The following is a 19,993-nucleotide window of genomic DNA, read 5'->3' on the forward strand; positions in this document are numbered from 1 at the left end:
CGCGCTCCGTCCGTTACCTGGGAATTCCGCCGGGACAAGGTTCAGGGGCCATGGACCAGGAAACGACCTTCTTCCCCTCCAGCCGGACCGTGGACCCGTGCAACAGATACTGGCCATGCGGCGGATCGGAGGCGGTGATCTCGGCGGTGAAGTCGGTGAACCCGTCGCAGATGCTGCCGATCGAACTCAAGTCGAGCTTGGTGACAAGTTCGCCGCGAAGCCCGAGAGCTGCCAGCATGTCGCGGGCCTGGCCGATCCGCAACCCGACGAGATTGGGGATCTCGATCCCCCTGTCGTTGGACACTTGCAGAAACACCACGTTCTGCGTCGCATCAAGGAACGTGCCTTCCTCCGGGATCACCGCGGCGACGATCCCGTCGGGAATACCCAGCACCAGGGTGGATGTGCGCTCCACCGCAAATCCGCGCGCCTCCAGCTCGGCTGCCACCGTCTCCGCGCTGCGCCCGGCAAGCCCGGCGGGAACCATCACCCCCTGCGACACCCGCACATAGACCATGGCGCCCTCCCCCATGTCCGCCCCCGGAGACGGCACCTGCAGGAACACCCGCCCTTTCGGTTCAGCCGCTTCGACCTGCTGAACCAGCAGCGAGAAGTCGGCTTGCGCGAAGTCCTCGCCGATCTCCGACAGCGTCTTGCCCAGAAGGTCGGGCGCGGGGCCGGCGAACACCGGCATCGCCGTGCCGAGAACGAGACAAAACAGCAGGCGCCCGATCATCGTCAGTTCTCCAGGATACTGAGGGCAAGCTCGGGCTCTGCCCCGAACTCGTAGTCGAGGCGACGGTCGATGAGACCGTCCTTCCTCGCCCGCAGCGCGTAGGTCACCGGCGGGTAGACGATGCGGCCCTCGACCAGATGCGTGGGAGCGGGCAGGCGCAGGTGAACCTTCTCGTCGTCGATCTCGATGAGCAGCGAGGGCAGGCCGGCGCCGTCGAGAGCGAAAGCGTGCTTCCGGCCGAACAGAGCGTGCAGCGGCTCGAAGCGGGTCGGCACGTCCTCTCGCGCATGGACAAGGGCCTGCGTATAGCGCGCCTCGAAGCTCGGTCCGACAATGCCCTGTTCGAGGTCCCAACTGTCGCGCTTCAGATGCAGCAGGATCGTCGCGGTGTTGTCGGCGAGGTACGAGTTGTTGGCGAGCAGCAGCAGGTGGTCGCGACCCGCCCGCCCCGCGGCGATGTCCTCCGCGGCGCCGAGGGCGGTCACCTGGCCGTAGAGGCGGTATTGCGAGGCCAGAGCCAGCGTCGACGCATCGATCATTCGCGCCACGATCTCCTGTCCCGCGTTGTAGGCCGGCATCCGGCTCAGCGCGGTCAGGGTCGCGGCGAACGCGCCTGGATCCTTGTCGTAGATATTGCCGAGTTGCGCGACCACCGCCATCCAGTCGACCACGTCCAGCATGACGTCGACCGACAGCACCGACCGGGAATGACGCCTGGCCAGTGCCGCCGGGTTCTCGCCCGGAAAACAGATGAGCCCGCGCACCACCGCGAAATCCGCGACGGTGCTCGAGCAGCCCGAAGGCAGGCCGCCCTCGGCGATACGCGCGCGAACGCGCTGCAGGTCGGCGACGCTGTAGAGGTCCGAGGCGAGCAGAAAGAACAACGCCTCGTCCGACAGGCCGTTGCGCGCGGCCCAATCCTCGGCGATGCGCGTGGCGGGATTGGCGATCGTGTTGCGGAAGAGCGTTTCCAGATGGCCCCACTTGTTGGCTTCATCCCGAAGGGCCGCCGTCAGATTGCCATGCCCGGCGATGCTGGCCGGATTGAGCGAGATCGACAGATCGAGAAAATTGGCGAAGCCCGACATCGAGTTGAGGCTGTCGAGCGCCACCGTCACCGTGTTCATGCAATCCCGTGCCTGCGGTGCCCGCGCGTCCGCCACGTGGCGAAGGGCGGTAAAATCGGGGAAGGAAAGCGTTCGCGCGTCCACATGACCGTTCTGCAACGCATAGGCATAGACCGAGAAGCAGGACTGCCACGGCGCCCAGATGAGTTGCTTCAGATTGTCGGAAATCTCGACCATCTGGATTTCCATGCGCTCGAGCCGGCCGTCGAGTTGCACATAGACCGTTTCGAGCTGCTGGGAGAGGCCGACCACCGCATCGAAGATCGCTTTTTGGTTCTGCTGGATTGCCTGAAGCTGACGGTTGACCGCTTCGAACTGCTCACGCAGATACGCCATCATGATCTTGAAGCGTTCGGCATCCGGATCCGACTTCTTGCGAAAGAGGCCGGTGATCGATGCAACCGCCCCCAGATAGTCGCCCGCCATGATGCCGATATAGGCGTTGACGGCCGCCCCCGCGACCTCCAGCGCCTTCTGGCCGTCCTTGCCGATGGGGATGTTGAGATTGGCGGCGATGGTCGAGACGTCGTTGATGCCCTTCAGGATGGAGCCGGCGAGCTCGACATTCTCTCGGATCCGCGCGTCCGTCTCGTAGCGCTCGATCATCGCCGCCTTGACCGCGTCCCGATCGCAGTCCGGCCTGTCCTGCGGACAGACGATGCGGCGGTCGAGCATGCCGCTACGCAGCGCCGCCGCTTTCTCCGCGGAGCCGAGCCCGGAGAACATGAAATCCACGATCAGATCCTGGTTCGCGCCGAGCGTGTCGATCTTCCGGTCCAGCACCGCAACCTGTTCGCGCAGCGTCGTCACGTCGACCTGGATCGCCGCGATGAGCTCCTGCTGTTCGGCCAGCCGGCCATCGATCCGCTGCAGGCTGTCCGTTGCCTGCACCACGAAGTTGGTGAACCGCTTGTCGAGGTCGGCGACGGTGCCGGCCGTCTCCACCAGCAACTCGAATTCGCTCGCCTCCACATTCGCCGCGAAGGCTTCGAGCGCCTCCGTCGCCACATCGAGCAGCCTGTCGTCGCCGGAGGCCTTTGCCCGCGCCTTGATGTCCTTGAGGAACGCGTCCTTCTCGCGCAGGACGCGGACGATGCGGTCCGGCTCGGCCAGCAGCTCCTCCACCGAGGCGGCGCCGGTCTCGGCCATGAGGTCCTTCGACAGCGCCGCCAGCAACAGCCCGGTGTTTTCCTTGCCGCGGGTCTCGATCCACAGATCGGTCATCTCCAGGCTCGCCGCCGAGCCGACACCGAGCAGCACGATCGGCAGGGCGCCGCCGGTATAGATCGTTCCCACGGCAAAGCCCGCAGCGGCGACGGCCTTGACCATCTGGGTGCCGGTCGAGGCGCCGCTGTAAAGGTTCCTGGCAAGTTGATAGCGCGCGAGCGCCGTCTCGACCGCCTCGCTGCGCGCTTCGGGAGCAAGGCCGGACGGCGGGATCTGCAGCGTCTCGTGGGCGAGGAACGCCTTGGCGACCGACGCACCGAGCCGGGTGGAGATCTTGACCGCCTCCACCGCCGTCACAGAGTTCGCCGATGCGCCATTCATCGGCGCGACAGTCAGGGAAACGGCAAGAACCAGATGCAGGGCGCGCTTCATGCGGAAACTCTCCAGGTCGAGAGAACCGGAACCGGGCTGCCCTTTGGGCAGACGGCAACAATTACTGAACAATACCGGGAGGATACACCGAGAGAGCCCCCGTGTAGACCTGGCAATATTACCAGTATCACTTAAATCAGGAAAAAGGGAAAAGACGGTGGAGGCGAGCGGAGCTCCCGCGAGCCGGAACAAGGCCGCGACCGCGGCCCGGGCTTTCGCCCGCCCCCGCGGAGCAATCGAGCGAAGCGAGGTCTGCGTGAGCGAAGAAGTGGTGGGCCCGGCAGGACTCGAACCTGCAACCAATCCGTTATGAGCGGACGGCTCTAACCATTGAGCTACAGGCCCATACCGCCGGCTGACAAGGGACGAAAGGTCCGCCTGCGCGCGGCGCGATCCTTCCTATAGCACCTCTTCGGGGGCTTGCAAGGCGGGGCGTGCCGGGCGACAAGCAGGAAGCTGCGCAACCCGGTGTGGGGACCGCATGCGAGCAGCAGGACCCTCGCAACGGGGAGCCTCGCAACAGGGAGCCTAGCCACAGGGAGCCTCATGCCGCAATTTCCGCTCCTGGTCGCCTCGACCCTGATTTCGGTCTTCCTGTTCGGCTGGCTGCTGGTTCTCGGCCGCTCGCTGCTCATCCCCTTCGTCATCGCCCTCCTGGTCTGGTATCTGATCGTCGCGCTGGCCGAGGCGATCCGCGCCATTCCGCTCGGCCCGCTGCGCCTGCCCGGCTTCATCGCCCTGCCCGCCGCGCTGGCGGTGATCTTCACCGTCTCAGGGATGGCCGTCGACATCGTCGCCGCCAACCTGCGGGAACTCGCCCGCGACGCGCCCGTCTACCAGGCCCGGCTCGACCAAGTGCTGCAGACCGCCTCCACCTGGGGCGGGCTCGCCGATCCGGTGCAACTGCGCGACCTCGTTCCCGACAATGCCCTCAACCGGGCGATCAGCGCCGGCGCCAACGCCATCACCCAGATCGCCGGCTCCGCTTCGCTGGTCTTCATCTACGTGCTGTTCCTGCTGCTCGAGCGCTCGACCTTCGACCGCAAGATGGCGCGGCTGTTCTCCTCGCGCGAGCGGGCGGAGATCGCCTTCCTGATGCGCGAGCGGATCACCGGGGCGCTGCGCCACTATCTCGGCATCAAGACCGCCGTCAGCGTGCTGACCGGCAGTCTGACGGCCGGCCTGCTGACGCTGCTCGATCTTCCCTACGCGGCGCTGTTCGGCTTCATCGCCTTCGCGCTCAACTTCATCCCGACCATCGGCTCGCTGATCTCCGTGATCTTCCCCAGCCTGCTGGCCTTGGTGCATTTCGACACGCTGACCCCCTTCCTGGTGATCAGCCTCGGCCTCGGCACCATCCAGTTCCTGATCGGCAACCTGCTGGAGCCGCGTTTGATGGGCAACAGCCTCAACCTGTCGGGCCTGGTGATCATGCTGTCCCTGTCGTTCTGGGGGGCGGTGTGGGGCGTCACCGGCATGCTGGTCTGCGTGCCGCTGACGGTGATGGTGCTGATCATCTGCGCCCAGTTCCCGGCCTCCCGGCCGGTCGCCGTGCTGCTCTCCGCCGACGGCGAAGTCGGCGAGCCGATGGTGGCGCGCCCGCTCGAGCCACCGGCGCCCCCCACGCTCCCCGAAGCGATGCCGCCCGAAGCGGCACCGCCCACGCTCCCCCGGTAACTTGCGGCTTTCGCCTCCCCCCGCGCGCCTCCCCGCGCGCTTCCTCTGTCGTGTACTCTGTCGCGCCGGTGCCTGTGCCGGCGCCGCCCGCGCAAGGCGCTACAACTCGACGTTATAAGCCACCGCATCGCCATCCTTGACGCGAAACGTTTGGTCAGCTTATGAAACGACATAACCCTGACGCCATTCGGTAGACTAATTCGGGAATGTCGGCTCCATCATTCACAGAACAATCACACGCTTGCGGGCGCCGATCGACTTAAAGTCTTTCGCGCTCTCCTTAAATATCCAGGAGGAAACGTTATGAATATCTTCAGGGCAGCGGCAGTCGCCGTCATGACGATTGGCGTGAGCGCGCTTCCGGCTCTCGCAGAGATCGATACGGTGACCCTGCGTCTTGCGCATGTGGTTAACGAACAGGACGGCTTCCACGCCGCCGCGACGAAGTTCAAGGAGCTGGTTGCCGAGCGGTCCGACGGCAAGATCACCGTCGAGATCTTCCCCAATGCCACGCTGGGCGACGAGCGCACCCTGCTCGAGGGCATGCAGATCGGCACCGTCGACATGGGCGTGATCACCAACGGCCCGGTGTCCAACTTCCTCGAAGAGATGGCCGTGTTCGAGCTGCCCTTCCTCTTCCCCTCGCCCGAGGCCGCCTACAAGGTGCTTGACGGCGAGATCGGCCAGGAGCTCCTCGACCGCCTGTCGGAGGTCAATCTCAAGGGCCTCGCCTATGCCGAGCGCGGCTTCCGCAACCTCACCAACTCCAAGCGCCCGGTGAACAGCCCGGCCGATCTCAGCGGCCTGCGCGTGCGCGTGATGGAGAACCCGGTCTATATCGACAGCTTCCGCCAGCTCGGCGCCGACGCCATCCCGATGGCCTGGACCGAGGCTCTGACGGCCATGCAGCAGGGCACGATCGACGGCCAGGAAAACCCGGTCGGCGTGGTCTACTCGTTCAAGCTGAACGAGACCCAGACCAACATGACCATGACCCGCCACACCTATGCCCCGGCGCTCTTCGTCATGGGCATGCCGAAATGGAGCGAGCTGTCCGGCGAGACGCAGGAGATCGTCCGTCAGGCTGCCCAGGAAGCGGCCGAATACGAGCGCGCGCTCAATGCCCGCCTTGAAGGCGAGCAGCTTCAGGCGCTCAAGGATGCCGGCATGACCGTGATCGAGAACGCCGACCTGTCCGCCTTCTCCGCCGCCGTTCAGCCGGTCTACGAGAAGTACGGCGAGAAGTTCGGCGACTACCTGCCGCGCATCCAGGAGGCGCTGAAATAGGATGCTGGCGCGGTTGGCGTGGATTGACCGCCTTCTGGGCGAGGTGCTCAAGCCCGTTGTGTTCGTGGGGATGGCCGCGCTGATCGCGGTCATCACGCTCCAGATCGTCTCGCGGGTGTTCTTCACATCCGTGAGCTGGACAGAGGAAGTCGCCCGCTTCCTGCTGATCTGGATCACCTTCCTCGGCGCCACGCTGGCCTACCAGCAGGGGCGGCATATCGCGGTGACGCTCATGCGCGACAATCTGCCACCCGCGTTCAAACGGATCGTGACGGGGGCAGCGCTCCTCGTCACGATCGCCTTTCTGGTCGCACTGGCCTGGGTCGGCTGGCGCTATACGATGCTGCAGAGCTTCCAGAAGTCGCCTTCGCTGCGCCTGCCGATGAACTACGTCTATGTCGTCATGCCGATCACCGCCGCGTTGATCGCCCTCCTGTCGTCGATCGACCTGATCCGGCTCCTGGCCGGACGAGGCGTGCGAGAGCCGCATTCTGAGATCGAGGCGGAGATCGAACCCCAGGTGCCAGCGAAGGATCACCTGGCATGAGCCTCGTTCTCTTCGGGCTGTTCGTCCTGTTCCTGCTCATGGGTCTGCCGGTCGCCATCGTGATCGGCGCGGCCACCATGACGGCCCTTCACATGGCCAACACCTCGCTGATGGCAGTGCCGCAGCAGATGTTCTCCGGCATCAACTCCTTCGCCCTCGTCGCCGTGCCGATGTTCATCCTGGCCGGCGATGTCATGGCGCAGGGCGAGATTTCCAAGCGTCTCGTGGCGTTTGCCGACAGCCTTTTCGGCTTCATCAAGGGCGGGCTGTCCATCGTCTCCGTCTTTGCCGGCATGTTCTTCGCCGCGATTTCCGGCTCGGGCGCGGCGACCACCGCCGCCGTCGGCGCGAGCCTCGTTCCCGAGCTGAAGCGCAAGGGCTACGATCCGGCCTCGGCCGCCTCGCTGATCGCCGCCTCCGGCACCATCGGCGTTGTCATCCCGCCCTCCGTGCCGATGATCATCTACGCGGTGATCGCGCAGGAATCGGTCGCCAAGCTCTTCCTCAACGGCTTCATTCCCGGCGTCGCCATGGGCGTGGGGCTGATCATCGTCGCGCTCATCCAGGGCCACCGCCGCGCCTATCCCCGCGGCACGGCGCTGAACCTGCGGACCATCTGGCGCAGCTTCGTCGCCGCGAGCTGGGGCCTGATGGCGCCGCTGATCATCCTCGGCGGCATCTTCTCCGGCATCTTCACCCCGTCGGAGGCCGCCGTCATCGCGGTGAACTATGCGATCCTGATTTCCTTCGTCATCCATCGCGACATGACGCTCAAGCGGCTCTACGACATCGTGATCCGCGCCGGCGTCACCACTGCGGTGATCATGTTCGTGATCGCCGCCTCGTCGGTTCTCAGTTGGACCCTGTCGAGCTGGCAGGTGCCGGGCCAGATTGCCAGCGCCGCCCTGTCGCTGTCCTCCAACCCTTACGTCCTGCTGCTGCTGGTCATGGCGGTGATCCTGGTCGCGGGCGTCTTCCTGGAGACCGCCTCGGCGCTGATCATCCTGACCCCGATGCTGCTGCCGCTCGCGGCCCAGCTCGGCCTCGACACGGTGCATTTCGGCATCATCATCGTGGTCGGCCTTGCCATCGGCATGGTGACGCCGCCGGTCGCCATCAACCTCTTCGTCGCCTCGAGCATAGCCGGGCTGCCGATCGAGCGGATCGCCAGGGCAGTGCTGCCGTATCTGGCGACCCTGCTCCTGGTCTACCTGCTGATCGCCTTCGTGCCTTTCGTCTTTTGAGCGGGTGCGGGCCGTGCCCGCACCCGTCGGCGCAAGCCCGGCGCACCGCCTTTCGGCTTTGCCGGCGCGCCGCATTCGCAATGACCCGAAAGGGCCCGAAAGCCACCGGAGAAGCGCCTTCCGTCCGCCGCAATTGCTCGCCAAGGTCGCGCCGTTCCGCTTTCGCGCCCGAGGGCTGCGGCGGACCTGTACCGCTTTTCAAGGAGAGATTTCATGACCCCGCTCCCGACCGCTGCCCGCCTTGCTTTCGTCGGCGCGCTCGCCCTTGCCGCCGCCACCCTGCCCGTGCGGGCCGCGGAGACCCCGCGCATCGCCACCATCGACATGGTCGGCACCGGCGTGGTCAGCGCCGCGCCCGACATGGCGGTGATCACCAGCGGCGTCGTCAGCGATGCCGACACCGCCGCTGAGGCGCTGGCCGCCAACACCAAGGCGATGACAACCGTCATCGCCCGCATCAAGGAGGCCGGCATCGAGGATCGCGACATCCAGACCTCCGGCTTCTCGGTCCAGCCGCGCTACCGGCAGATCAAGAGCGCGAGCTATGAGGACTATCGCAGCGAGGTCGTCGGCTACCGCGTCAGCAACAATGTCGGCGTGCGCGTGCGCGACCTTGCCAAGCTCGGCGGGCTGATCGACGTGATGGTGCGCGACGGCGCCAACCAGATCGGCGGCGTCAGTTTCATCGTCAGCGAGGAAGGCAAGCTGAAGGACAGCGCCCGCAAGGAGGCGATGGCCGATGCGATCCGCAAGGCCGAGATCTATGCCGAGGCGGCCGGCGTCAGGCTCGGCCGGGTGCTCTCGGTCAACGAGCAGGACTTCGGCGGCCCGCGCCCGATGATGATGATGGCGCGCAGCGAAGCCAAGATGGACGCCGCCCCGGCGCCGATGGAGGCCGGCGAGAGCTCGCTCGAGGTGCGCGTCAACGTCACCTGGGAACTGGTCCAGCCGTAACGGCCGCCCTTTCCCTGCCCCAACACCGTCCGGCGCGGGTCACTCCGCGCCGGTCCTGGTTTCGCCGCCCACTTTTCGCTAGTCACTTTTCGCCGCTCACCCTGCACCGGACAGCAGGCCGTCGCGCATCCACACCTGCATCCGCTTGCGGCTGGAGGCCGTCTCGCCGACATCCGGCCAGTCGAAGCCGACCGTCAGCCCCTCGACCGGCAGATAGCCGCGCTTGCGCCAGAACGGGTCGAGCGGGCGGTAGTCCTTCGGCCGCGCCGGATGGTCCATGGGGCGGATCACCGCGCAGAATGCCGCGCGGTCGAAGCCGAGGGCGCGCGCATGCGCCTCGCGCGCATCGAAGAAGCCGTGGCCCAGCCCCTGCCCGCGCCACTGCGCGTCCAGCACGGATTCGGCGAAATAGAAGATCGTCGCGGGATCGAAGCCTGCATCCTCGAAGGGATCGCGGAACTCCGCCACCTCGCCGGCCAGCGGCTGGCCGGTCGCCGCCCCGACAAGTTGTTTGCCGGCTAAGGCCGCGACCACGACGGCGCCCTCGCTTTCGGCGTAGCGGCGCAGATAGCTGCGCTCGTAGCCCAGCGAGCCCTCATAGAGATACGGCCAGTCCCGGAACACCTTGACCCGCAGCTCCGCCAGCGGTTCGAGCACGCCCTCGATTTGCTTAGCCGTCAAAGTAAAAAGCTCTGCCGTCATGCGCTCTCGCCGGTTTCGGGGGACTTGCGGAAAAACGTCCATTGCATCGCAGCACGAAGCACCCTATAGCATGCCCGTTCGGGACTGAACCCGGGTTTCATCTGCTGGTTGGGGAGACCGCCATGTCTGACGACGGCCTCTTCCAATTGGGGATGGACTTGGAGGCACGTCACATTGAGGGCGCCGACGCATCGTTTGCGGACGCAACTGCCTTCGACGTGCCGAGAAGCACCACCCATACGGAAGACAACAGAATTACCGCGCCTGCGGCCAACACGCAGGACGACCGGCTCGATCACTTCATCGAGCGCGAGGGCGTCCGCTGTGCCGGCTCGCATCTGATCATCGACCTCTACGACGCCTCGCGTCTCGACGATCTTCCCTTTATCGAGGAGACGTTGAAGACCTGCGTCGAGGAGGCCGGGGCAACGCTGCTGCACATCCACCTGCACCCGTTCGAGCCGACCGGCGTCAGCGGCGTCGCGGTGCTGGCGGAGAGCCATATCTCGGTCCACACCTGGCCCGAGGCCGGCTATGCCGCCTTCGACGTGTTCATGTGCGGCGACGCCCGGCCGGAAAAATGCGTCGAGGTGCTGGAGCGCGCCTTCCGTCCGGGGCGTTCGGAAGTGAGCGAGCTGCTGCGCGGAAAGAAGGTCGCATGAGCGACGGGCTGGTCTTCCGCGAGACGCTTTATCCGGGCGTCCAGGTGCAGTATTCCTGCGACGACATCCTCTACCAGGATCGTTCCGAGCATCAGGATCTCGTGCTGTTCACCAATCCGGTGTTCGGCAAGGTCCTGATGCTCGACGGCGTCACGCAGGTCACCACCGCCGACGAGTTCATCTATCACGAGATGATGGCGCATGTGCCGATCCTCGCCCATGGCGCGGCGCGCGAGGTGCTGATCGTTGGCGGCGGCGACTGCGGCATGGCCGAGGAAGCCTTGAAGCACAGGAGCGTCGAGCGGCTGACCCAGGTCGAGATCGACGATGCCGTCGTCGAATTCTCCAAGGAGCATTTCGCCGATTTCAACGCCGCCGTCTTCCAGGACGACCGCTTCGATCTGGTCATCGCCGACGGGGCGCGCTTCGTCGCCGAGACCGACCGCCGCTTCGACGTGGTGATGGTGGATTCCACCGACCCGATGGGCCCCGGCGCCGTGCTGTTCACGCCCGAGTTCTATCGCGGCGTCCATCACTGCCTGAAGCCGGGCGGCGTGCTGGTCACCCAGAACGGCGTCCCCTTCCTGCAGAAGGGCGAGCTGGTCGCCTCCATCGGCCACTTCTCGAAGATCTATCGCGACGCCTATGCCTATGTCGCGGCGATCCCGACCTATTTCGGCGGCCACATGGCGCTCGGTTGGGCCAGCGACGATCCGGCCCTGCGCCGGCAGCCGCTCGACGTGCTGGAACAGCGGTTCGAGGCCGCCAGGCTCGACACCCGCTACTACACGCCGGAAGTCCATGCAGCCGCCTTCGCGCTGCCGCGCTTCATCCGCGATGCGGTCGAGGAAGGCAGGACCGGCGCCTGACGCCTGTGCCTGCTTGCCCGAAAACAACAAGGCCGCCGCCCCCCTCCCCGGGACGGCGGCTTTTTTGCGGCGCCTGTCGCTGGGGGCAGCGCGCAGCCTCAGTCCCGCGCCTCCAGCCAGTCGCGCAAACCGGCCCGGTCGCCGGACAAGACCCCCTCGGCCACCCGGCGGCCGACGGCGGCGCCGAACTTGTAGCCATGGCCCGAGCAGGCCGAAACGATGGTCAGCCGGTCTTCCCCGGCAACGAGGAAATGCTCGTCCGCGGTGAAGGTGTAGGCGCAGGTGACGACCTCGCTCACCCGGTACTCGGTGATGCGCGAAAACGGCGGGGCGAAATGATCGCGCAGCCGCTCGCCTTCGCCCGGCTCCGCACCGCGCCGCTCGTCGGCGCCCGAGCGCACCTTGTGGATGCCCGCGCCCACCTTCAGCCCCGTGCCGCGCACCGGCGGCAGCACATAGCCGTCGACCGTGCCGCCGACATCGAGGATCACCGGCGCGGCCTCCCACGCGGCGACCAGATCCGCCGGCGGCGCGAGATAGGCGACCGCCGTGCGATAGGAGGTCAGCCGGTCGGCAAGCTGCGGGAAAAGCTGCAGCACCCAGGCCCCGGCCGTCACCACCACATGGTCGCCGGCAAGCTCCTCGCCGCCGGCAAGCCGCACCTTTCCTGCCGCCGCGTCCACCGCCGCCACCTGCGTCTGCGCGCGGATCGTCACACCAGCACCCTGCAGGAAGGCCAGCAGATCGCGGCCGATATGCCGGCACAGCAGCACGCCGCCTTCCGGGCTGAAGGCGGCCGAATGCACGCCGCCGGGATCGAGGAACGGGTGACGGCGCACCGCCTCGTCCCGTGTCAGGTCCTCCACCGGATAGCCGCCGGCAATGAGGCTGTCGCGATAGTCGACCGCCGCGTCGCGCCCGGTCTGCGACACCAGCAGGAAGCCGGTATCGGCCAGGTGCTTGTCGCCGAGGTCGGCCCACATCTCGTCCCAGGCCGCATAGGCCTCGTCGATCCGCCGCTGATAGCCGCCCTGCGCCCCATAGGCGCGGCGGATGATGCGGTGATGGTCGCCCGAGGCCGACAGCGGATTGGGGATCGGCCCCTGCTCGACCAGCACCACCTCGACGCCGCGCTTGGCGAGCGACCAGGCGGTGGAGAGCCCGGCAATGCCGGCGCCGACGACGATGACCTTCATGGCAACGGCCTCCTTGCCGGCGTGAACGGGGATCAGGCGCCGACCTGGGCGATCCACTCCTGCAGATTGTAATAGGTGGTGATCCGGGCGATCCGCCCCTCGCGGATGTCGAAGAACGTGCCGGCCGGCAGGCGATAGGTCTGGCCCGCCGCCTCCGGCAGGCCCTCGTCGGTGACGAGGTAAGTGCCCGAGACGATGAACTCCGCCGCCGCGCGGCGGCCGTCCTCGCTGGCGAAGAGCACGATCTGCGACAGCTCTTCCTTGTAGCAGCGCGTCATGTGGTCGTTGAACGCGGCGAACAGCGCCTTGCCCTGCCGCCGTTCGCCCTGGTTCACGTCATGGGCGATGTCGTCGGTGACGAGCTCCAGCATCGCCGCCGTGTCGCCGGCATTGAAGGCGGCGTAATAGTCCTGGAGCAGCTTGAGGGTCGCAGCTTGCGGCATGTCTGGTTCCGGTGTTTTCGGGGGAGACGGGAAGAACGGGTGGCCCGCATTCTGGCCTCCCCGTCCCGGCCTTGGCAAGCCGCGCCCGCCCCCCTTGTCCACACTGTCCACCCCGTGCTCACGCACCCGGAACGGCATCCTCCGCATATTGCGCCAGGAACGCCGCGCTCGGCGGGATCGGCTTGATCATGTCGATCAGCACGCCATTGGGATCGCGCGTGATGAAATGCCGCTGGCCGAACTCCTCGTCGCGAATGTCGAGCAGGATCGGCAGGCCCGCCGCCGTCGCCCGCGCATATTCGGCATCGACATCCTCCACCTCGAAGTTGAGCAGCAGGCCGGCGGCCGTCTGCCCGCGCGCTGCCGCCGGGATCGTCTCATGGCTGCCGTCGAGCACGGCAAGGTTCACCGACGGATCGCTTTCCGACTGCAGATGCACATACCAGTCGGCGCTGAAGGCGCGGCGAAAGCCGAAATGCGTCTCGTAGAACCGCGCGGTCGCCTCCACCTCGTCCGTCATCAGCACCGGGTAATAGCTCGTCACCTTCATGGCCTGTCCTTCCGTTTCTCGCCCGCCGCCCCTGCGGCCCGGCCGTCTCGCCCCTCGTTCGGTCCCGGCAGCAAACCCTTGCCTGCCGGCACCGCCGCATGTCACATACATGCAGCCTGTATCCATATACATACAGACAGTTTGTATGTAAAGGGACGAGCCGATGGACCATACGATGACCGAAAAGCCCGACCGGCGGCGCGGCAAGGGCCGCGGCAATTCCGAGCGCTCCGCCGAAATGCGCGGCGAGCTGATCGCCGCCGGCCGGCGCCTGTTCGCGGAAAAGGGCTTCGCCGACACCTCGACGCCGGAGATCGTCACTGCTGCCGGCGTGACGCGCGGCGCGCTCTATCACCATTTCGCCGACAAGACCGCGCTCTTCGCCGCCGTCTTCGAGGCGGAAAGCCGGGCGGTCGCGCGGGAGATTGAGGACGGCTCGTCCGAGGCGCCGTCCGCGCGCGCGGCGCTGCTTGCCGGCGCGCGGGCTTACTTTGCGGCGATGCGCGCGCCCGGCCGCTGCCGCATCCTGCTGGTCGACGGGCCGGCGGCCCTCGGCCCCCGTGAGGCCATGCGCCTCGACGCCCTGCATGCCGGCCGCACCCTGCGCGAGGGGCTGGCGGAGGCGCTTGGGCAGGGCAGCTTGCGCCCCCTGCCGCTCGATGCGCTGACGGGCGTGCTCTCCGCCGCCTTCGACCGCGCCGCGCTGGACATCGCCTCGGGCGCCAATGAGGCCGGCTTCCTCGCCGTCTTCGCGGCACTCATCGACGGCTTGCTCGCCCCGGAGCAGTAACACCCGCTCCCGCGCGGGTCAGGCGAGCCCCAGTTCCTCGAGCGCCGCCTCCAGCCGCACATGGCCGAGGAACCCGCCGGTGGACGCCGCCTCCTCGCCCGCTTCCATGCCGGCGGCAAAGCGCACCGCCGGATCGTCCGCCAGACGATCGAACAGCCCCTGCAGGCGCGGGAAGGCGCTGCGGTCCGGCACGCCGTGATACTCGGCCCAGCGCGCGATCCCGTGGAAATAGGCATCGGCCAGCGTCCGGTTCCCGCCCAGCAGATACGGTCCCTCGCCCAGCATCCGCTCCAGTTGCGCATGGGCGGCCTGAAGCTTTTCCCGCGCATAGGCGGCGAGCGCTGCCTTCGCCTCGCCCTCGACGCCGTGCTCATAGGCATGCCAGAGCGGGCTGAACCCGTCGAACAGCGCCGTGTTGAGAAAGGCCAGCATCTGGTTCAGCCGGTCGAAGCCCGCCGTCCCCTGGCGAAAGCCGAGGCCCTTTTCCGCACCCTGCGGCGCCAGGTGATTGAGGATCGCCATGCTCTCCGCCACCAGCCGTCCGTCGGTCGTGGCAAGGCTCGGCGTCTCGGCGACCGGGTTGATCCGCCGATAGGCCTCGCTGCGGATCTCCTCGCCGGCCATGTCGATGCGGCACAGCCGATACGGGACCTCCAGCCATTCCAGCGCGACGATGGAGCCGAAGGAGCAGCCCGCCGGCACGCCGTAAAACAGGATCGGGGTCATGATGTCGTGTCCCTTTGCTTGCGGGGCGAGGGGTCTCGCCCGGATGCCGGGACTATGCAATCATGGACGCTGCTGCTGTAGCCGCCAATCCGCCCGCTTCAAGTCCACAGATATGGACGACTGGCATGTATAATCTCAATGACCTGCGCTTCTTCGTCCGGGCGGTGGAGGGCGGCGGCTTTGCCGCTGCGAGCCGCCTGTCCGGCGCGCCGAAATCCACCGTCGCCAAGCGCGTTGCCGAGCTGGAGCGCCAGCTCGGCGTCCGGCTGGTGCATCGCAGCTCCCGCAGCTTCCGCCTCACCGAGGTCGGCCGCGACGTCTATGAGCATGCCCGCGCGGCGGTGATCGAGGCGGAGGCGGCCGAGGCCGTCGTGCGCCGCCGTCTTGCCGAGCCGAGCGGCACGGTCCGCCTCACCGCCTCCGTGCCCGTCTCCCGTTTCCATCTGGCGCCGAAGCTCGCGACGATCCTGCAGCGCCACCCGAAACTCTCGCTGAAGCTGCATGTTAGCGACCGGTTCGTCGACCTTGCCCATGAGGATTTCGACATCGCCCTGCGCAGCCACCGTGGGCCGCTGCCCGATTCCGGGCTGATGCAGCGGCGCCTGTCGGAGGAAGCGGTGATCCTCGCCGCCGCGCCCGCCTATCTCCGGCGCGCCGGCACGCCGCAGACCCCGGCCGACCTCGCCGGTCACGAGCTGATCGACATCGGCAACGCTGCGCCCTGGCAGATGGAAGGGCCGGACGGCGCCCGCGCCGAAGTCCGGCCCGGCACCCGCCTGTCGCTGGACGAGGCCGGCATGCTGCTTGCCGCCGCCTGCGCCGGCCTCGGCATTGCCTGCCTGCCGCAGCATGTCGCGGCCGGTGCGCTGAAGGACGGGGAGCTGCACCCCCTCCTGCCCGGCTGGCGCGCCGGCACCATCACGACGACCATTCTCACCCCGCATCGGCGCGGCGTGCTGCCGGCCGTGCGCGCGGTCATCGAGGCCCTTGTCGAGACGTGAGCCCGGGATGGCAAACGGGCGCGGCACTGCTGCCGCACCCACAGGATCATGGTCCTGCGCGAGAACCCTCAGGCCGCGCCGCGCATCCGGTCGATGCTGATCGGGCCGGGGCCCGCCGCCGAAAGATACAGGAAGGCGAAGCAGTAGAGCGCCGCCAGCTCGCCGCCGTTGAGGATCGGGTAGAAGTTCTGCGGCGCATGCACCATGAAATAGGCGACCGCCATCGTGCCGGAGGCGAGGAACGCGGCCGGCCGGGTGAACAGGCCGAGGACGATCAGCGCGCCGCACACCAGCTCGATCAGGCCGGCCGCGCCGCCCATAGTCATCGGCGAGGCGCCGGACATCTGCGTCGGCGGCAGGCTGAGATATTTGGTGGTGCCGTGCTGCAGGAACAGCAGGCCCGCCGCGATGCGGAAGACGCTGAGCAGCGGTGCGGAATAGCCCTTGAGGAAATTCATTCCAGCCTCCTTCGCGCCGCGCTCCCGATTGTGGGCGCCCGCCCTTTGAACCCGATACGGACGAGATCCCGGCGCGGCAGATGCCAGCCTATGCCGGAATACGGCGAAAGGGGGAGCCCCGTGCGGCGAGAGGACGGGGATAACCGGGACGCCCCCTGAGAGTGACGCCCGACCTCGCATCCTCTCGGAGGTCGCCCCGGACGAGCATCGCGAGAACCGGGGGCTATTGGTTGCCAGAGCGCTGGCGACGACACGCTGGCCGAGCCACGCGCGCCCCTCTCCCCCCCCCCCGCGAAAGAGATGAGGGGGAGATGTCGGCGCAGCCGACAGAGGGGGGTGTGCGGCGCCGGCGATGGAGCGCGAACCTCTCCTTGGCGTCCTCCCGCTCCGCCCCCTCCTCGCGTCCTCCCGGACGGCGCGCGAGCGCCGAGCCGGGACCGGCGAGCCAAGAGCCTCTCGGCCGCGCTCCCGAACGACGCCACACCCGCCGTGCCTCCCCGGTTCCGGGTCTCGCGATGCTCGCCCGGAATGACGCGGGGAGAGATCAAGTGCGACAAACATCCGCTGAGGGGGCCATTGGTTCCCGGTTCGCGCTCACGCGCGACCGGGATGACCTCCGTGGGGGAGGCACGGCCACGCCCCACCCTCGGAGGTCACCCCGGCCGCAGGCGAAGCCGGAGAGCCGGGGGCTATTCGTTCCCAGAGCGGCAGAGGCGGCACTCCGCACCCGTGTTGCGTCCTCCCGCTCCGCCCCCTCCTCGCGTCCTCCCGGGCAAGGCGAAGCCGCGACCCGGGACCGGCGAGCCAAGAGCCTCTCGGCCGCGCGCCCGAACGACGCCACACCCGCCGTGCCTCCCCGGTTCCGGGTCTCGCGATGCTCGCCCGGAATGACGCGGGGAGAGATCAAGTGCGACAAGCATCCGCTGAGGGGGCCATTGGTTCCCGGTTCGCGCTCACGCGCGACCGGGATGACCTCCGTGGGGGAGGCACGGCCACGCCCCACCCTCGGAGGTCACCCCGGCCGCAGGCGAAGCCGGAGAGCCGGGGGCTATTCGTTCCCAGAGCGGCAGAGGCGGCACTCCGCACCCGTGTTGCGTCCTCCCGCTCCGCCCCCTCCTCGCGTCCTCCCGGGCACGGCGGAGCGCCGAGCCGGGACCGGCGAGCCAAGAGCCTCTCGGCCGCGCGCCCGAACGACGCCACACCCGCCGTGCCTCCCCGGTTCCGGGTCTCGCGATGCTCGCCCGGAATGACGCGGGGAGAGGCAGGGGCCAGCCTGAACCGGAACACGGCGAAAGCGGGAGCCCCGTGAGGCGCGCGGGGGCACAACCGGCGGTCAGGGGGCCAATCACGAGGACCAGAACCACTCCGCCAGATCCCGCATCGATCTCGCCAGTTTCTGCACGGCCGGCGAGTCGGCGATCTTCGCCATTTTGCCGATCACATCCAGCGTCTTGTCGGCCAGTGCCGCCTCCTGGGCGAGAGCGCGCTTCTTCGCATCCCTGACACGGTTGCGGCGATCCTGCTCCCGCTGGGTGTATTCGGGATCGCCATCCGTCGGCACGTCCGGCGTGCGCAGGTCGAGAGTATCGCGAACGACGCGGGCCCGGTTCTCCACGGCATCGCGATAGCCCTCCGTGACGCTGTCATCCGCGAGAGCTTCCCTGACCGCGTCCCGGATCTCGTCCCGCAGCTTCCGGCTCTCGTCCGGGCTGAACTTCTCCTCGTCGATCTCGACCGCGCGAAGCAGGCGCTCGCGCTCCTGATCGAGCGGATAGTGGGTGAGCAACAGCGCATGATGCCGTCGCAGAGTGGCGATGGAGGTCTTGAGCCCGGCTCCCGAACACCAGTATTCGGCTTCCGGATCGTCCACCTCCGCCTCGACGAAGGCCATCTGGTCGCGCAGCACACCGAGGCTGCAATTCGCCCCCCGCGCCTCCAGTTCCGCTACATAACTGCGAAGCGCCGTCGCCAGACCGCGAGGCGCGTTTCTCCCCTCGAGTACATCCAGGATTGTGCCGATGAGGCCTCGCAGCCGCTCCGGCAGCTCGAACAGATCCTCATCGACAAAGGGCTGGTCGAATACCTTGTTGGGCAATGCATCGAGCTTTTGGCCGCTCGGATCGAGGCCGACATCCGGACTTGCGGCAGCCTTCATGGCCGCTCTCTGTGCCACACGGTCGCGAGGCGTAGGCCCGCCGCGAACGGCCCTCAGCACCGCTGCGCGTTCCTCTTCGGGAGAAAGACCCAGCAGAGAGGTCCAGACCAGCCGGCGGGCGAGTGGAGGCGGATCGCAGGGCCGCACCATGAACGGCACGATCTTGCCCTTCTTGCCCGAAGGATCGGCCGTATACGCCGCTTCCCATTCCGACTGGCAGTGGCTTGAGGAAAAATAGTCGGGCGAATAGGCCGCGATCATCCGCCCCATGCCCGCAAGGCCTCTGTTCATTTCGCCGACGAAGCTCTTGCCGGCCGTCATGTCGTTGAACTGCGAGAAGACCGCGTAGCCCTCGTCCTCCAACACGTCGGAGATGCGCCTGGCAACGGCGAGGTCATGCTGACTGTAGGACAGGAAGAAATCCCAGTCGGGAGCGTTGTCGTTCGTCCACTTGGGGTGGACGTAGAGGCCCTCACTTGTCCTGATAATTCTGCTGCCTCTTTCCAGTGTTTCCAGCCGCCACTGAACAACCGAAATAGTGTGGCTAGGGTGAGAGGCGGTCACCTCGGCGTGGATTTCCTCAAGCGTGGCCGGACGCCGGACCTCCTCAAGGAACCGCAAGATCTCGACCTCCGTCAAAGACGAATTTTCCGCCAATGTATAGGACGGCTCATACCCTCCGATCTCAGCGATTTCACTCAGGATATCTTCAGCGGATCGCGCGTTCGAAACCGTCCAGAACTCGTTCGGTCGGGTGGCGATGGCGATATCCGCCTTCTGGCCAAAAAGGCTGCGCGGCTTTGCATTGGGAGAGTTTTTCAGGATCGCTCGGTACCAGTCGACGACCAGCCCCCAGGGCCCGTTCTTCACCTCGTCTCGCGCTGCAAAACTGTCAAATGGCTGAAGGACCCAAGGTGGAGGATCCGGCTGGTGGGATCGATCACTCCCGGCATCCCAAAGCCAAAGTGGTTGGTCAATTAAACTTCCTTGCTCATCTGAAGCCGATAGCCAAAAACAATCAGACGACAGCGCCTCCCAAGCTAGGGCGTGGGCCGATTCTGCAGCAACTCCATCTCCAGAATATGCATAAGCTGCATCCCTACAAGCTTCCGCACTATAGCTAGCCGCAGCGAGAGCCGATTGGCCGTCATGGAAAAACGTACCAGCAGACTTTTCGATCGCAGCAATTGACCTGGTGACCGAAGTGACTGCCGTAGACTGTCTAATGGTCTCAGATTGTCTTTCGCCTCTGTCGGAAATAAGAGAGTTA

The 19,993-nt window shown here is 66.9% G+C and carries 18 protein-coding genes and 1 tRNA gene; 9 read left to right on the forward strand and 10 right to left on the reverse strand.

Going from position 1 to position 19,993, the window contains the following annotated elements; all coding sequences use genetic code 11:
* Positions 1–13: 13 nt before the first annotated feature.
* From P2PM1_RS06120 to P2PM1_RS06130, 3 genes are all read right to left on the reverse strand, one after another.
* A complete protein-coding gene (locus P2PM1_RS06120; RefSeq protein WP_186398513.1) occupies positions 14–736 on the reverse strand; it encodes a PASTA domain-containing protein in 723 nt (240 codons plus the stop codon).
* 2 nt (positions 737–738) lie between these two features.
* Positions 739–3,462, reverse strand: a complete 2,724-nt coding sequence (locus P2PM1_RS06125; protein ID WP_186398514.1) for a hypothetical protein — start codon at positions 3,460–3,462, stop codon at positions 739–741.
* Positions 3,463–3,731: 269 nt separating this feature from the next.
* Positions 3,732–3,807: transfer RNA gene (locus P2PM1_RS06130), tRNA-Ile, on the reverse strand.
* 201 nt (positions 3,808–4,008) lie between these two features.
* On the opposite strand from P2PM1_RS06130, the gene P2PM1_RS06135 reads away from it, so the two are divergent.
* The 5 genes from P2PM1_RS06135 (at position 4,009) to P2PM1_RS06155 (ending at position 9,171) form a co-directional block, all read left to right on the forward strand.
* Positions 4,009–5,139 (forward strand): AI-2E family transporter, encoded by a 1,131-nt coding sequence (locus tag P2PM1_RS06135; protein ID WP_186387290.1) that lies wholly within the window; start codon positions 4,009–4,011, stop codon positions 5,137–5,139.
* Between the two features lie 303 nt (positions 5,140–5,442).
* Positions 5,443–6,426: a TRAP transporter substrate-binding protein gene (locus tag P2PM1_RS06140; RefSeq protein WP_186398515.1), complete on the forward strand. Its 984-nt coding sequence runs from the start codon at positions 5,443–5,445 to the stop codon at positions 6,424–6,426.
* Position 6,427: 1 nt separating this feature from the next.
* Entirely contained in the window at positions 6,428–6,973 is a 546-nt protein-coding gene (locus tag P2PM1_RS06145) for a TRAP transporter small permease (RefSeq protein WP_186398516.1), read from the forward strand.
* Positions 6,970–8,217: a TRAP transporter large permease gene (locus P2PM1_RS06150; protein ID WP_186397066.1), complete on the forward strand. Its 1,248-nt coding sequence runs from the start codon at positions 6,970–6,972 to the stop codon at positions 8,215–8,217. The genes P2PM1_RS06145 and P2PM1_RS06150 overlap by 4 nt, the downstream gene beginning before the upstream one ends.
* Before the next feature lie 213 nt (positions 8,218–8,430).
* Entirely contained in the window at positions 8,431–9,171 is a 741-nt protein-coding gene (locus P2PM1_RS06155; RefSeq protein WP_186397067.1) for an SIMPL domain-containing protein, read from the forward strand.
* A 96-nt stretch (positions 9,172–9,267) separates the two neighbouring features.
* Here P2PM1_RS06155 and P2PM1_RS06160 read toward each other — a convergent pair whose 3' ends face one another.
* A complete protein-coding gene (locus P2PM1_RS06160; protein ID WP_371636439.1) occupies positions 9,268–9,852 on the reverse strand; it encodes a GNAT family N-acetyltransferase in 585 nt (194 codons plus the stop codon).
* A 143-nt stretch (positions 9,853–9,995) separates the two neighbouring features.
* Between P2PM1_RS06160 and speD the strand changes: the two genes are divergently transcribed.
* Together speD and speE are read left to right on the forward strand one after the other, a co-directional pair.
* Positions 9,996–10,535 carry an adenosylmethionine decarboxylase gene (gene speD / locus P2PM1_RS06165; protein ID WP_186387284.1) on the forward strand — a complete coding sequence of 180 codons (540 nt, stop codon included), beginning with the start codon at positions 9,996–9,998 and terminating at the stop codon, positions 10,533–10,535.
* Positions 10,532–11,404: a polyamine aminopropyltransferase gene (speE, locus tag P2PM1_RS06170; RefSeq protein WP_186398518.1), complete on the forward strand. Its 873-nt coding sequence runs from the start codon at positions 10,532–10,534 to the stop codon at positions 11,402–11,404. Before speD ends, speE begins: the two co-directional genes overlap by 4 nt.
* Before the next feature lie 98 nt (positions 11,405–11,502).
* Here speE and P2PM1_RS06175 read toward each other — a convergent pair whose 3' ends face one another.
* The 3 genes from P2PM1_RS06175 to P2PM1_RS06185 all read right to left on the reverse strand — a co-directional run bounded on the left by P2PM1_RS06175 (position 11,503) and on the right by P2PM1_RS06185 (position 13,593).
* Complete coding sequence (locus P2PM1_RS06175) at positions 11,503–12,600, reverse strand: FAD-binding oxidoreductase (protein WP_186398519.1); 1,098 nt, start codon at positions 12,598–12,600, stop codon at positions 11,503–11,505.
* A gap of 32 nt (positions 12,601–12,632) precedes the next feature.
* Complete coding sequence (locus P2PM1_RS06180; protein WP_186398520.1) at positions 12,633–13,043, reverse strand: ketosteroid isomerase-related protein; 411 nt, start codon at positions 13,041–13,043, stop codon at positions 12,633–12,635.
* A 118-nt stretch (positions 13,044–13,161) separates the two neighbouring features.
* Positions 13,162–13,593 (reverse strand): VOC family protein, encoded by a 432-nt coding sequence (locus P2PM1_RS06185; protein WP_186398521.1) that lies wholly within the window; start codon positions 13,591–13,593, stop codon positions 13,162–13,164.
* Positions 13,594–13,756: 163 nt separating this feature from the next.
* On the opposite strand from P2PM1_RS06185, the gene P2PM1_RS06190 reads away from it, so the two are divergent.
* On the forward strand, positions 13,757–14,383 hold the full coding sequence (locus tag P2PM1_RS06190) for a TetR/AcrR family transcriptional regulator (protein WP_305849905.1): 627 nt from the start codon (positions 13,757–13,759) through the stop codon (positions 14,381–14,383).
* A gap of 18 nt (positions 14,384–14,401) precedes the next feature.
* On the opposite strand, the gene P2PM1_RS06195 is transcribed toward P2PM1_RS06190, so the two are convergent.
* Positions 14,402–15,109 carry a glutathione S-transferase family protein gene (locus tag P2PM1_RS06195; RefSeq protein ID WP_186398522.1) on the reverse strand — a complete coding sequence of 236 codons (708 nt, stop codon included), beginning with the start codon at positions 15,107–15,109 and terminating at the stop codon, positions 14,402–14,404.
* A 125-nt stretch (positions 15,110–15,234) separates the two neighbouring features.
* Between P2PM1_RS06195 and P2PM1_RS06200 the strand changes: the two genes are divergently transcribed.
* Positions 15,235–16,110, forward strand: a complete 876-nt coding sequence (locus tag P2PM1_RS06200; protein WP_186398523.1) for a LysR family transcriptional regulator — start codon at positions 15,235–15,237, stop codon at positions 16,108–16,110.
* Between the two features lie 68 nt (positions 16,111–16,178).
* Here the strand turns inward: P2PM1_RS06200 and P2PM1_RS06205 are convergent, their stop codons facing one another.
* Entirely contained in the window at positions 16,179–16,568 is a 390-nt protein-coding gene (locus P2PM1_RS06205; protein ID WP_186398524.1) for a DoxX family protein, read from the reverse strand.
* A 1,345-nt stretch (positions 16,569–17,913) separates the two neighbouring features.
* A complete protein-coding gene (locus P2PM1_RS06210; RefSeq protein ID WP_186398525.1) occupies positions 17,914–19,593 on the reverse strand; it encodes a toll/interleukin-1 receptor domain-containing protein in 1,680 nt (559 codons plus the stop codon).
* Positions 19,594–19,993: the final 400 nt, after the last annotated feature.

It is taken from the genome of Stappia sp. P2PMeth1 (assembly GCF_900185735.1).
Lineage (GTDB): Bacteria > Pseudomonadota > Alphaproteobacteria > Rhizobiales > Stappiaceae > Stappia.